The following is a 12714-nucleotide window of genomic DNA, read 5'->3' as shown; positions in this document are numbered from 1 at the left end:
CCTGTTCCCCGAAGGCACGCGCGCCCGCGCAGGCGCCCCTCCCGGCCCCATCCAGCCGGGTTTTGCCGCCATTGCCCAGCGCACCCGCCTGCCTGTGCAGGTTATCCTGATCGAGACGGATTCACCCTATCTCTCGCAAGGCTGGCCTTTTCTCAAACGCCCACCTTTGCCCATGCGCTACCGCATAAAGCCAGGCCCACGCCTGCCCGCCCCTACGGATGAAACAAGCGGGCGCGCCCTGCTTGCGGAAGTAGAAACCCTGCTCACCCGGGCAGGCATGCAGCCCCCCACCGCCTGATATTTCCCCAGCACGGAGCACGGAGCACGGAGCACGGAGCACGGAGCACGGAGCACGGAGCACGGAGCACGGATAGGCAAGCCCATAATGCAGCGCCCTATCAACAATGAGCCCTGCCCTACTGCCCTACTGCCCTACTGCCCTACTGCCCTACTGCCCTAACAGGGATAGCGCCACGGGGCCGATCACCACGATAAAAATAACCGGCAGGATAAACAGGATCATCGGCAGGGTCAGATAAACTGGCAATCGCGCGGCACTTGTCTGGTAACGCAGCATGGTATCGGCCTGCACATCTTCAGACAGCAGGCGCAAGTCCTGTGCGATGGGAGACCCCACCTCAAAAGACTGGCCCAGAACGGTTGCCACCTGCCGCATAACAGGCAGCCCCGTGCGCGTGGCCATCTGCCGCAGCGCCTCCTGCCTGTCGGGCATTAAGCTCATATCCCGCGCGGTCAGATGCAGTTCACTGGCCACGCTGCCATTCACCCGCAGCATGTCACGGGCCACGCGCTGCATGGCGGCTTCGATTGGCATGCCCGCATCCACGCAGATAGTCAGCATATCCAGTGCATCCGCCATGCCACTTTCAACGGCGCGCAGATAATGCCTACGCCGGGCTGCCAGAACCATATCCGGCAGCAACATCCCCCCGATAGGCAGCCCGGCAGGCAGAACCAGATGGATAATGGAGCCTATATCCACCACCACGAACACAACAAAACCCAGCAGCAACCCCACCCCGAACAGCACGGTTTTGGCGCCGATAAAAACCGGCAGCAGCCTGTCGGGTTCCTGCGTGTTACGTGCGAGCGTGCGGAACAGTTCATCAATTGTCCTGCGCGGCAAAACCTTATACCGCATCATGAACGATCCGACCTCATATGCTCCCCGCACCAGAGAGAAACGCCGACCGGGCCTGTCTATCACCTCCGCCACGCGGTAGTGCTGCAACCGATCCAGCCTCGCCCGCCGTCGGCCAGAGGCAAGGCGCGGGCGCAGCACCACCCCCCATATGCAGCCGAAACCAAGCACAAGAACGGAAAGGAAAAGAAACATAGCCATCATGCTATTTCAGAACTCTGGCTGTAATGAAGCGTATGGAAAACAGCCCCAGACACCACAACCCTCCGGCCAGCGCCAGCACGCCATAACCACGCGGGTCAGCCAGAAGACCGTTGAAATATGCAGGGCTTTGTATTTCCAGCAGCAGAACCACCAGAAACGGCAGTGCAAGCAGCACATATGAGGTAAGCCGAACCTCGCCCGAAGCCGCAATGGCCTTTTTTCTGATAGCTCTGCGTTCACGCAGGGTTTTTTCTAGCATAGCCATAATATCAACCAGCGTGCCGCCGGTTTCCGCCTGCACCTCAATAACCGTTGCCATGAAGCGGTATTCCGTCACATCAACCGCTCGGCCATATTGGCGAAAGCCTGCGGCAGGCTCTGCCCTACTGCAATATCCTGCACCAGCCGCGTGAACTCAAACGCCGTAGGCTGGCTACCTCGCGGCAAACAAGATCAAGAATACGCGGCAACGGCACGCCCACGCGCAAGGCCCGGACAATAATGCTGATCGTATCAGGCAGTTGCTCATATAGCTGGGTATTATAGCGCCCGCCTATATAGGTGTAGAGTGCGCGCACGCCCAAAATCCACGCAAGGACTTCGACCACGATCCCCAAAAAACCCAACAAGGCAAAAGCAGGCCATGCCAGCAGCAGCAGGGCTGCGAGCGCGCCAAATACCACGTAATCGTTTTTTCTGATCGCGGCTTTGGCGGCACCATAATTGACGATTGTATAAAAAAAACGTCTTCCATGCTCAGCAATAAAGGAAAACAAATCCTGCACCCGGCGCGCAAACGGCCCGCGAATATCAAGCGGCCCACGAAAACGACCCAGCAGGCGGATCAGGCGTTCATTCCGCCGTTCCTGAACACGCATACGCCGGTAAACGGCACACCCCCACCAGCCCACGCCCACCAACACGGCCACAACCGCCATGCCGAGCAACAGGCCTGCTGGCACCGTCATGCGCGGTTATCCGCCAGAGTGGCGTTCCAGAGACCATCCATCTGGTAATATTCGAGTTTTTCATGAAACTCGGGCGAATATTCGACACATCGTAATGGGAAAGTAGCCGCCCGTTGCTGTCTTCTCCATCAAAACCAAGCCTGAACAGATCGTTCATAACCACCATGCCGTTTTCAACCCCGGCAACATCTGTCACCTGCATAATACGGCGCACACCATCGCGGTTACGCCCCACCTGCACAATCAAATCCACCGCGCCCACGATCTGCGTTCGGATAACGTGAACAGGCAGGCCGAAGCTGCCCATCTGCACCATGCTTTCCACACGGGTAATGGCTTCGCGCGTGTTGTTGGAGTGGATGCTCGACATGCTGCCATCATGCCAGTATTCATGGCCTGTAGCATGTCGAACGCCTCGGCCCCTCGCACTTCCCCCACAATGATACGGTCAGGCCGCATGCGCAGGGCGTTACGCACCAGATCGCGCTGTGTCACTTCGCCCTTACCTTCGATGGAGGGCGGGCGCGTTTCCATACGCACGACATGCGGCTGCTGGAGCTGGAGTTCCGCAGCATCCTCGACGGTAATAATCCGTTCGGAAAAATCGATGAAACGGGAAAGCGCATTCAGCAAGGTAGTCTTGCCCGAGCCTGTACCGCCAGAGACAATAATGTTCAGCCGCACGCGCGAGGCTATTTCCAGTATGGTCGCAACTGCGGGGGAACAGCTTCCGTATTCCACCAGTTTTTGTAAATCGATTTTGTTTTTAGAAAATTTTCTGATGGACATGTAAGGCCCATCAAGAGCCAGCGGCGGAAAAACGATATTGACGCGTGATCCATCGCGCAGGCGCGCATCCACCATGGGGCTGGCCTCGTCAATCCGCCGTCCCATTTCGGATGCCACGCGCTGACAGACCGAAACAAGGTGCCGCTGGTCACGAAACTGCGCTGGTGAAAGCTCGGTTTTTCCGTAACGCTCGACAAATATGCGCTTTGGGCCGTTGATCAGAATATCACTGATGCTGTCATCATCCAGCAGAGGCTGTACTGGCCCCAGCCCCTTGATGTCGTTAACCAGTTCTGCGGCAATTTTCTTCTGCTCGCGCAGGTTCAGGCGGATACGCTGCTCATTGGCCGCCTGATCCACCACCCTTTCCACAGCGCCCGCAAGCTGTTCGGGCTCCAGCGCCAGAATAACAGCCGGATCAAGCCGCCCCAGACACAAGGCACGCAGCGACAGGATCTGCTCGCTGGTAAATCGCCGTTCCGCCGCCTCATGACCCGATGCGGGAGCAAAGCCCGCATCCGCGCTATCCTGTGCAGGATGTAGGCCGCCCGCAGGCCCAGCACTGGACCTACCCGCCCCATCTTCCGGCGACTGGGCATGGGGCTGCATGTCTTGTAGGCGCTGCAACCGGCTGGCGCGCCCGGCTGGTGGCGTGGCGTCGTCCATCAGCGCGCACCCAGCAGAGTGTTTACAACCCTGCCGACCAGCCCCCTTTCTTCAGCCCCCGTGCGTGCAACCCTATGCAGAGACAGGCTTTCATGCGCGATGCGGCTGATCGCATCATGATAGGGCTTGCAGTCACGGGCGACGGGCTCACCGTTGATTTCGGCCTCGCCACATTCGCGCGGCAGGTAGGGAATAACGATATCAGGTGGGCAGCCAAGGCTTTTGCTCACCTCATCCATGGACAACGTGCCCGGACGGCCAAACTGGTTCAGCACCAGCACGGGTTTGGTGGGCAGGTGCAGTTGCGGCAACACTGCCAGTAGGCGCAACGTATCACGCATACAGGCGAGGGTCGGGTCCATCACCAGCATAAGCTGCTGCGCCTGCCCTGCCAGACTGGCAAATGTCTCTCCCTCGCTCCAGTCCATGCGGGCCATGACAAAGTGGAACTGCCCGCGCACAAACCCCAGCAAGGACTTGAGCGTGGAGGGAGCCAAACGCGGTTTCTGCCCCACCGGCCCCAGAGAGGACAGGAGCTTGAGCCTGTCTGAAACGCTCTGGATACTGCGCTCTACCAGCAGGCTATCCATCCGCTCCGGCTCTTCCAGCACGGAAAGAAGGCCCAGATTATCCTCGGCGTTGAGCAACACCCCCAAACGGCTAGCCTGTGTATCAAAATCAATCAGCAGCGTGTGGCGCCGCGCTTCCTGCGCCACATACCAACCCAGATTGGCCAGCAGCGTGGAAGCCCCGACACCCGGGCGCACACCACACAGCGTAACCAGACTGCCGCCCCCTACACTGGTGGTTTCTTTCTGGCCATGCAGGATGATATCGCCAAAAAACCGTACCAGCAGATTACGGTGCAGCGGCGGGTAGAGATATTCCGCAATGCCGTAGCCATGCGTGATGGAGCGGTAAAAATTGACGTCGTCCCGATCTCCGATGAGCATCATCGTGACATCGGGCGGCACCATGCCCTTGAACTGGCGCACACTGGCCAAGGGGTCCGTGCTGCCACGGATATCCAGCACCAGATACGGCGGGCAGGTATTATTGGACAGGTAATGCTGGGCCTGTTCCATACCCAACCTGAGCAGCCGCCCTTCATTGGGGCAGACCGTGTTCAGGAAATCGGCCATCATGGCCTCGGTTTCCATGTCCTGAACAATAACCAGAACCCGAGCACCCTGCTCCGTGGTCTCTGTAAACCGCTTACCGTTTTCAGACATGGCCTGCGCACCCCTGCATGCGGCTTCCAGCCGCTACAGGCCACCTGCCCGCAAGGCAGGGGCCTCCTGCGCCGGGCTTATCCACCCGGCATACTCACGGCAGACAGACAGAGGCACCATAATATATGGCAGCCCCCTGTCTGCCCGGCCTGCTTCAGTTAGACGGCAGGGAGTTGGCGACGTGCTGGAAGGTGTGCTGGAGCTTCTGCCCCATGGTGGTTACGGCACTGAGAATGGTCACGGCAATCAGCGCCGCAATCAGCCCGTATTCAAGAGCCGTCACACCGCGCTTATCCTTACGCAGCCGATAGACAAAACAACCAACGGCCTGATGGATTTTCAGCATGCCCAGCTCTTCCCTTAAATAAGTCACTCAGTAATCAAACGCCTTTTCCCCATAAAACAAAGTGGGAAAAGATGGAATATGTTTATAAAATGGCAACCATTCCCCCTTGCGGGGCGCGATAGCTCCCCCCTTATCAAGCCATGCAAACCTGATATAGGGTGCGCGCCCGCCCGTGCACCCCGCACGCGGGTGACCCAACTTTCTCTTTCATGACGGACATCATGCGTATCGGCATTCTCCAGACCGGCCGCCCCCCTGAGGCACTCTGCGCACACGCCATGGATTACCCGGACATGTTCCGGGCAAGCCTCGGCCGCCCGGACGCCACCTTTACCACCTACCACGTCATGGACGGGCAACTGCCTCCGGGGTTGGGGAGCAAGACGGCTGGCTGGTAACCGGCTCGCCGCATGGCGTGTATGAGGACCACCCGTGGATTCCCGGTCTGGAAGACTTCGTGCGTGAGGCGGACCGCCAGCATGTACCCATGGTGGGGGTCTGCTTTGGCCACCAGCTTATTGCGCAGGCTCTGGGCGGACGGGTGGAAAAATTCCCCGGTGGCTGGGTTGTCGGCCCGCAGGACTACACGCTTGATGATGGCACGCACCTGACGCTCAACGCCTGGCATCAGGATCAGGTCATGGTCGCGCCGCCGCAGGCGCGCACCATCATGCGCAGCCCCACCTGCGCCCATGCCGCCCTGCGCTATGGCGACCATATCCTGACAGTTCAGCCGCACCCCGAATTTACGGATACGGTTTTCCGCGCCCTGTTTCATGAGCGCGGGCACTCGCTGCCCCCTGCCATCCAGCAGGCGGTAGAGGAAAAGACCGAAGGGGCTCCCCCGGTCTTGCAGGCACAGTTCGCGCAGTTTCTGTGGCACTGCCTGTCAGGCGGGCGGATTGGACAAGCCATAGGCTGAACGCCTCACCCCCGGCCTTGGGGGGTGACAACCTCCAGCGCGCGGAGCTTGCGATAAAGTGTCGCGCGGCTGATCCCCAGATGGCGGGCAGCGGCGGACACATTACCCCGCGCCAGCCCCAGCGCCGTGCGGATCACATGCTCTTCCGCCTCGCGGAAGCTGGTAACACGCTCAACACCACATGGCCGGGTGGCAAGCACCCCGGTGCTGGTAAGATATTTGCCCGAGGGGCCTTCCGAGGGCGACGCCTGCCCCGCCCCCCAGCCCAGCATGGTGCGCGCGGCATGGGTTGCGCCCACGATGTCGCCCGCTTCATTAACCGCTACAAGCGGGCCTGAACTCCCACGCGCTGGCCCCAGTGTCATGATCCGCTGGCCGGGATAACGCCCCCGCAGCAACTGCTCCTCCATACGGCGGGCAGCCTGAAACAGCGCCTCGCGCAGGAGCGGGGCGACAGGCCGGGTGCTTTCGTTACCAAACGAGGCCAGATTGAGCGCACCCGCCAGTTGACCCTGCCCGTCAAACACCGGCACGGCATGGCTTTCCAGCAGCGCGAAGCAAAAGCGCCAGTGGTCACCCCGGGTCAGGGCTACGGAACAGCCTTCGCGCAGGGCAGTGCCCACGCCATTCGTGCCGGCAAGCCCTTCATCCCAGACAGCTCCTTCCTGCAGGTGCAGCCTGCGACAGACCGCGCGGTGGGAATCACTGATACAGCGGGCCAGCAGCACGGCCCGCGCATCCGATAAAAGCACCATCAGCCCAGATCACGCACAAGGCCGAAAAGGGATTGTATTTCCGGCAGTCCCACCCGCAACAAAGGGGCGGCGGAATCATTGACCTGACGCAGTTCGGTGCTGGTCAGTACTTCCGCGCGCCACTGTCTGGACGGGTCCATGCGGTACAGGGCCTGACAGCGCTCCCATGACCGGGCCACTTCATTGGAGCCGGCCCGGCAGGCTGCATGGCCGAGCGCGCAATAACGCACCGTAGTGTTCTCTTTCCGTGGCTCCTGCTCCACTCAGCGCACTCCCACCCTGACAGGCTGATTTCCTTTCCGGCACACCGGAAACCCCCTGTCTTGTCTATATTTTATATTGAATTTTCGAATAACAATGAAGACAGCAACACCTGCGCTCCGTTACAGAAGCCGTTCGCATTATTGCCAGAGATACAGAAATTTCAGGTAATAAGCATCGGTTTCAGGTATATTGCGCCCTTCAACCGAGTGGCTGTAACGCGCGGTTACACTAACGCTGCGGCTGATGTTGAACATGATCCCCAACCCCGAAGCCACCTCGCGGCTGCTGGTATCGCTTACATCCTGCCTGAGGGTCTGGTCATAGGTACCACCGGCATTCTGCCAGTCGAACGCAAAGAAAGGCTCAATCAGCTTTGTGGCTTTCCAGCTAAAGCGCAGGTTGGAGTAAAAGACCACGCCCGGCGAAAAGGCATGCTGCCCCGGCTCATGCTTGGTAGAGGCAACGACAGTGCCAAAGTCGCCATCGAAGCTAAAATGCTTCCACTCGTAATCAAAAATAAGGCTCGAAATATTCGACCAGTAATGGCTGGCCAGCGCATCACGCGAGCCCGAAGGCGTGACCATGAAGGTCTGAAAGCCAAACGTGCTGTGGGCATTGGGCTTGAACCATGCCGCAGGCCCCACAATCGTGCCGCCCAGCCCGCCGTAATTCTTGCCATCCGCCAGCGAGTAGCTTTCTTGCTGGATCACCTCGAACGCAAAACCGACATGGGGAATGGCGTCAAACGTGCGAAAATGCACGTATTTGGTCATGCCCGACCAGCTATGCCCACCGCCATGGGCCGCAACACGCTGGCCCGAGCCGTTATAGGCATTCCCCGCGTCGTTGCCGTCACCATACTGCACCAGCACGTTGAAGGGTTTGAAATCCACCGGCAGGTCATATTCATGCGGGCCGATGATCCCCAGCGTGATATCCGCCGCATGGGACGACTGCGCACCCGCCCCCAGCAGCACCGGAACGCACAGCCCTGACCATAAGAGGATTTGCCGCGATTTTCTGGCAAGGTTCATGTGAAATCTCCACCATGGAGGCCGCCCCCATGACACGCCGGGGGCGGCAATACGCAGGATGTTTCAAAGGAAATGAAAGGGCCAACCGGGAACAGGCCCCGGTTGGCTCCGGGCTTAGGGTGTGGGCGTGCCCTGTGCGCCATCGAGCGTATAGGCCACGATGTAGTCACCACTGCGGGTGCCAAGGCCACCATGGCCGCCAGCGGCGATCACCACATACTGTTTGCCACCGCTTTCGTAGCTGAGCGGTGTGGCCTGTCCGCCCGCGGGCAGACGGTCGCGCCAGATAACCTCACCCGTGGAGACATCAAAGGCCCGCAGGTAGTCATCCGCAGTAGCGCCCATGAACACGACACCACCACGCGTTACGATATTGCCGCCGATGTTATACATGCCCGTAGGCAGCGGAATATTGTTATGCGTGCGGAAAGGCCCCGTATCGCGGGTGGTGCCAACCGGGTGCTGCCATACGATCTTCTTGGTCACCAGATCGATCGCGGTTAGCGTGCCCCATACCGGCCTTTGCAGGGGATCTGGAGCGGGTTCAGCCACGGGTTGGTGTAGGCCACATACGGCGTGCCGTAATCAGGCGAAATGGCCAGCGCATTGCCTTTGGCGGCGGGTTCGTTGCCTGCACCCGTCCACTTGGGCAGCACGCCTTCCTTTTCAAGCTGGGTGCGATGATCGAGCTTGATACGGAACGGCAGGTAGCTGGCATTGGCGAACAGCAGCTTGCGCGCCGGGTCGATGGTAATGCCCTGCCAGTCAACCACACCATAGAACGCGGGATAGACAATGGTGGTCTTGCCCACATGCGGCGGCGTGAACTGCCCATCATAGGCGGACTGGCGATACTCGATACGGCAGATCATCTGATCCAGCAGGGTTGCCCCCCACATATCGGTCTCTTTCAGATCCGGCGGAGACAGGCTGGGCATGGCGGTTGGGTAAGGCTGCGTGGCCGAAACCCAGTCATCCGACGCATGACCGGCGGTGGGTACGGGCCGTTCCGCAACCGGGTAGCCCGGCAGGGGTTCACCCGTGCGGCGATCGAGCACGAAAAATTCGCCGCGCTTGGTGCTCTGCACCAGAGCAGGCAGCTCCGTACCATTCGGGCCGGGCAGATCAACCATGCTGGGGCCGGAGGGAATGTCCATGTCCCACAGGTCATGATGCACGGTCTGGTGCAGCCAGCGCCGCTCGCCGGAAACGATGTCGAGCGCAACCGTGGCACTGGATGTGGCGTCGTCAAACGGACGGCGCGAACCACCCCAGTTATCCGGCGGGGCATTACCCGTGCCAGATACACCAGCCCCAGTTCGGGGTCGGCCGTATAAACGCCCCATGCGTTGGGGGTGTCACGCGTCAGTTCATCGCCGGGGCCCGGCGTCCATGTTTCGGGGTTATGGCCTGCATCCCACACCCAGGCAATTTTGCCGGTGGTAGCGTCAAACGCGCGCACAGCGCCCGAGGGTTCAAAATTGGCCTGATTGTCGAAAATCCAGCCGCCCGTGATCAGACGGTTTTTCATGACCAGCGGAGGAGAGGTGATGAAATGGAAGCCCAGCGGCACGTTGCCCATGTAGTCACGCATGGAAATAAAGCCGTGATCGCCAAAATCCTCGCAGGGCTCGCCGGTCTGAGCGTTAACCGCGACAATGCGCGCATCCGCCACGGGGGAGTAAATCCGCTCACGGCACGATGTCTGGATTTCGTCAGGAATACGGTAATAGGACACCCCACGGCACGCCAGATACACATTGGAATCCAAATCGGCCTTTGCCGGGTGCGGGTCATATTTCCATTTGATCTTGCCGGTAGCCGCATCCATGGCCATCACCCAGCTATGGGGTGTGCACATATACAGCGTGTCACCCACCTTGATGGGGGTCAGCTCAAGGTTGAACTCGTGCCCTGCGTCAGGCCCGGCCACCACGGCCTCGCCCGCCTGCTGGGTATCGCCAGTTTCGCTCACCCATGCGCGCTTGAGGTGGCTGATATTGCCGGGTGTGATCTGTGTCAGCGGGCTGTAACGCTGCCCCTGTGCGTTACGGCCATAATAGTGCCAGTCCCCCACGGGCACGCCGTCCTTGAGGTCCGGCATGGCGGCGGCCATGCGGTCCGCAGGCACGACTCCATCAATCGAATAGGACGAGAAGCAGCTTGCCACGAGGGCGACACACGCCACAGCCAACCCTGCCAGCAGGGGTTTCTTGTCATCCAGCCACGAGGCCCCGGTGCGCCATATGCCCGGCAGCAGCAGCCAGGCTCCCAGCCCCACCAGCGTCAGTAGGCGGACTTCCAGCCCCCAGATATTCAGGCCGGTTTCAGCCAGAGCCCAGAGCGTTGCCACCACCAGCAGGCCCGCATACACACGGGCCGCAAGCTGCGGCTTGCGAAAGCCCGCCGCAGCCGTGCCCAGCAGCACCGCACCCACCAGCGCATAGAACCACGAACCGCCCAGAACGAGCAGTTCAGCCCCACCAAGAAATAAAAACAGCCCCGCCGCGCCAAATAACAGCGCGGTTATGATGGACCATAGTCGTGCGTGACTTTGTTGCATCTCAATCATTCCCTGAAACGCTCCTGGCACACCCGCAGAGGCCACGCCTGCATGACCATGCCCCGGACATACCAAGAGCCATGCGTGTTCTTTCAGTAATGTTAGGGAATTCTTCAAATCAGGAATGGGGCGTCTCACCACAGTGTGTAGGAAACGCACCCAACTGTATCAGTCTTGATACAGCCTGCGCGGCCCCACCCTACACCACAGGCACGACACCCCACCCGCCCGACTACCAACAGCCCACCACACAAAGCCGACACAGGCCTGAAAAACGCGCCCAGCCTACGCCTTGAAAAAATATCGAGGTGAAAAAAGGCGGGCCAAACCGTGCCGGACAGAAATGAAACAGGCCAGAGACTGTATTCGGTATAAACATATTGAAACATACCGTGTTCGCATCCCGAACAACCGGGCCATGCACGGCCTATCTTCGTGTTGCCTTCCCGCCTGACAATAAAATATAAAGCCCCCGCACCATGCGCCCTCATGCGGCAACAGGGCGGGCTGTCAGTATTGTATCCCGTCTGTTTCGCAGGGTGTGCGCCCACAAGACCCTAGCGCCGGAACACTGACCTCTCTCATGTCCACTGCCCCCCACCATACTGCGCCGTCAGAACCTGTCCGGGTACTGTTTATCAACGATACGTCGCGCAATGGTGGCCCGGGCAAGACGCTGCTCTGCCTGCTCCGCTTTCTTGACCCGCGCAGGATCAACCGTACGGTTCTACTCCCGCGTGAAGATACGGTCAGCGCGGATATCCGCAGCCACAACGCCGCCGATACCCTCATTATCGAACCGGCCCTGCTGGAAAACCTGCAGCAGCCCATAAACCGCGCCATGACCCGCGAGGATTTCACAGCCCCGCTGCCCCTGCGCACCGGCCGTTCCGTTTTCAATATCCTGCGCGCGACGTTTGGCCTGTTCGGGCTGATCCGCCGGGTGCGCAGGGAGCGCTACCAGCTTATCTTCTGCAACGGCACCACGGCCAATCTCGTAGGTGGGGTTGTAGCCAGAGCGACCGGGGTTCCGGCTATCTGGCATGTCTTCTACCCGATGTGCCCGCACCCATTCGCGGCCTGCACCGTTTTCTGGCCAAAAGTGCGGCCGTTCGGGCCATTTTCTGTGTTTCCGCCGCAGTATCGGGCCAGTTTGCACAGTGCCGCGACAAAACCAGCCTGACCCATGATGCCCTCGATCTGGAGGAATTCCAGCCCGGTTCCAGCACGGCCAACCTGCGGACCGAACTGGGCCTGCCGCCTGAAAGCGTGATTTTTGGCGCCCATGGCCGCGTCATCCGCCGCAAGGGATTTGTGGAACTCGTCAAAGCGGCCCATGCCACGCTCGCGCAACTGAGCCCCGAAGAAAAAGCCCTGTGCCACTTCGTCATTCTGGGTGACACGCCGCAGGACATGGCGGAGGATCACCTGCGCACCTGTCAGGAACTGGCCCGCTCACTCGGGCTGGAAAAACAGGTGCATTTCCTCGGCTTCCGGGCCGATGTGATTCCGTATGTTTCGGATTTTGACGTGGTGCTGGTGCCCAGCGTCTACCCCGACCCGCTGCCCCGCGCGGTTATGGAGGCCATGGCGCTTTCCCGCCCGGTCATTGCGTTTGACATGGGCGGCATTGGCGAAATGATTACCGATGACGTGCAGGGCAGGCTGCTCTGTGGCGCACCACCCGATATCGATGGCATGGCCGAAGCCTGTCTGGCCTATTTCCACTCGCCCGCGCTGCGTGTGGCGCATGGTCAGGCGGGGCGGGCGCGTGTAGAGCGCGAGTTCGAGGCCCGTACCCACGCCCAG

Annotated in this window: 14 protein-coding genes and 2 pseudogenes; 5 read left to right on the top strand and 11 right to left on the bottom strand. The window is 60.2% G+C overall.

Annotation, left to right across the window (positions count from 1 at the left end; translation table 11 throughout):
- Positions 1-298 (top strand): annotated as a pseudogene (locus JCM25143_RS12145) (hypothetical protein); the annotation flags it as partial.
- Positions 299-448: 150 nt separating this feature from the next.
- Here the strand turns inward: JCM25143_RS12145 and JCM25143_RS12140 are convergent.
- The 7 genes from JCM25143_RS12140 to JCM25143_RS12115 form a co-directional block, all read right to left on the bottom strand.
- A complete protein-coding gene (locus JCM25143_RS12140) occupies positions 449-1366 on the bottom strand; it encodes a type II secretion system F family protein (RefSeq protein WP_035371262.1) in 918 nt (305 codons plus the stop codon).
- Between the two features lies 1 nt (position 1367).
- Complete coding sequence (locus tag JCM25143_RS12135; RefSeq protein WP_025861376.1) at positions 1368-1703, bottom strand: type II secretion system F family protein; 336 nt, start codon at positions 1701-1703, stop codon at positions 1368-1370.
- 46 nt (positions 1704-1749) lie between these two features.
- A complete protein-coding gene (locus JCM25143_RS12130) occupies positions 1750-2334 on the bottom strand; it encodes a hypothetical protein (protein ID WP_025861375.1) in 585 nt (194 codons plus the stop codon).
- Entirely contained in the window at positions 2219-2596 is a 378-nt protein-coding gene (locus tag JCM25143_RS24175; RefSeq protein WP_234395217.1) for a hypothetical protein, read from the bottom strand. The genes JCM25143_RS12130 and JCM25143_RS24175 overlap by 116 nt, the downstream gene beginning before the upstream one ends.
- Positions 2578-3789 carry a CpaF family protein gene (locus JCM25143_RS19265; protein WP_234395216.1) on the bottom strand — a complete coding sequence of 404 codons (1212 nt, stop codon included), beginning with the start codon at positions 3787-3789 and terminating at the stop codon, positions 2578-2580. Before JCM25143_RS19265 ends, JCM25143_RS24175 begins: the two co-directional genes overlap by 19 nt.
- Positions 3789-5021, bottom strand: a complete 1233-nt coding sequence (locus JCM25143_RS12120) for an AAA family ATPase (protein WP_025861374.1) — start codon at positions 5019-5021, stop codon at positions 3789-3791. The genes JCM25143_RS19265 and JCM25143_RS12120 overlap by 1 nt, the downstream gene beginning before the upstream one ends.
- 154 nt (positions 5022-5175) lie before the next feature.
- Entirely contained in the window at positions 5176-5367 is a 192-nt protein-coding gene (locus JCM25143_RS12115; RefSeq protein WP_025861373.1) for a Flp family type IVb pilin, read from the bottom strand.
- A 209-nt stretch (positions 5368-5576) separates the two neighbouring features.
- Between JCM25143_RS12115 and JCM25143_RS22795 the strand changes: the two genes are divergently transcribed.
- Both JCM25143_RS22795 and JCM25143_RS20990 read left to right on the top strand, forming a co-directional pair.
- A complete protein-coding gene (locus tag JCM25143_RS22795) occupies positions 5577-5765 on the top strand; it encodes a hypothetical protein (protein WP_199897876.1) in 189 nt (62 codons plus the stop codon).
- Between the two features lie 17 nt (positions 5766-5782).
- A complete protein-coding gene (locus JCM25143_RS20990) occupies positions 5783-6289 on the top strand; it encodes a type 1 glutamine amidotransferase (RefSeq protein ID WP_051543304.1) in 507 nt (168 codons plus the stop codon).
- Between the two features lie 5 nt (positions 6290-6294).
- On the opposite strand, the gene JCM25143_RS19255 is transcribed toward JCM25143_RS20990, so the two are convergent.
- The 4 genes and pseudogenes from JCM25143_RS19255 to JCM25143_RS19250 form a co-directional block, all read right to left on the bottom strand.
- Positions 6295-7044, bottom strand: a complete 750-nt coding sequence (locus JCM25143_RS19255) for a helix-turn-helix domain-containing protein (protein ID WP_234395215.1) — start codon at positions 7042-7044, stop codon at positions 6295-6297.
- Positions 7044-7307, bottom strand: coding sequence for a hypothetical protein (locus tag JCM25143_RS24170; RefSeq protein ID WP_234395214.1), 264 nt, complete (start codon positions 7305-7307; stop codon positions 7044-7046). The genes JCM25143_RS19255 and JCM25143_RS24170 overlap by 1 nt, the downstream gene beginning before the upstream one ends.
- Positions 7308-7445: 138 nt before the next feature.
- On the bottom strand, positions 7446-8342 hold the full coding sequence (locus JCM25143_RS12095) for a transporter (protein WP_025861372.1): 897 nt from the start codon (positions 8340-8342) through the stop codon (positions 7446-7448).
- A gap of 114 nt (positions 8343-8456) precedes the next feature.
- Positions 8457-10446 (bottom strand): annotated as a pseudogene (locus JCM25143_RS19250) (pyrroloquinoline quinone-dependent dehydrogenase).
- A 1042-nt stretch (positions 10447-11488) separates the two neighbouring features.
- Here JCM25143_RS19250 and JCM25143_RS24165 point away from each other — a divergent pair.
- Together JCM25143_RS24165 and JCM25143_RS24160 are read left to right on the top strand one after the other, a co-directional pair.
- Complete coding sequence (locus tag JCM25143_RS24165; RefSeq protein WP_234395213.1) at positions 11489-12088, top strand: hypothetical protein; 600 nt, start codon at positions 11489-11491, stop codon at positions 12086-12088.
- An 86-nt stretch (positions 12089-12174) separates the two neighbouring features.
- Positions 12175-12714: glycosyltransferase (locus tag JCM25143_RS24160; RefSeq protein WP_234395219.1), on the top strand; the 540-nt coding region annotated here is incomplete at its 3' end.

Origin of the sequence: Acetobacter papayae JCM 25143 (assembly GCF_000613285.1) — a bacterium.
GTDB classification, from domain to species: domain Bacteria; phylum Pseudomonadota; class Alphaproteobacteria; order Acetobacterales; family Acetobacteraceae; genus Acetobacter; species Acetobacter papayae.
Note: the sequence above shows the minus strand (reverse complement) of the source record. Positions and strands in the feature narration are given on the sequence as shown.

What these genes read in the sequence shown, in the direction of transcription:
- JCM25143_RS19265 (WP_234395216.1), bottom strand. Translation starts at nt 3,789, where the DNA reads ATGGACGACGCCACGCCACCAGCCGGGCGCGCCAGCCGGTTGCAGCGC.
- JCM25143_RS24165 (WP_234395213.1), top strand. Translation starts at nt 11,489, where the DNA reads ATGTCCACTGCCCCCCACCATACTGCGCCGTCAGAACCTGTCCGGGTA.
- JCM25143_RS12120 (WP_025861374.1), bottom strand. Translation starts at nt 5,021, where the DNA reads ATGTCTGAAAACGGTAAGCGGTTTACAGAGACCACGGAGCAGGGTGCT.
- JCM25143_RS12095 (WP_025861372.1), bottom strand. Translation starts at nt 8,342, where the DNA reads ATGAACCTTGCCAGAAAATCGCGGCAAATCCTCTTATGGTCAGGGCTG.
- JCM25143_RS12140 (WP_035371262.1), bottom strand. Translation starts at nt 1,366, where the DNA reads ATGATGGCTATGTTTCTTTTCCTTTCCGTTCTTGTGCTTGGTTTCGGC.
- JCM25143_RS19255 (WP_234395215.1), bottom strand. Translation starts at nt 7,044, where the DNA reads ATGGTGCTTTTATCGGATGCGCGGGCCGTGCTGCTGGCCCGCTGTATC.
- JCM25143_RS12115 (WP_025861373.1), bottom strand. Translation starts at nt 5,367, where the DNA reads ATGCTGAAAATCCATCAGGCCGTTGGTTGTTTTGTCTATCGGCTGCGT.
- JCM25143_RS12130 (WP_025861375.1), bottom strand. Translation starts at nt 2,334, where the DNA reads ATGACGGTGCCAGCAGGCCTGTTGCTCGGCATGGCGGTTGTGGCCGTG.
- JCM25143_RS22795 (WP_199897876.1), top strand. Translation starts at nt 5,577, where the DNA reads ATGACGGACATCATGCGTATCGGCATTCTCCAGACCGGCCGCCCCCCT.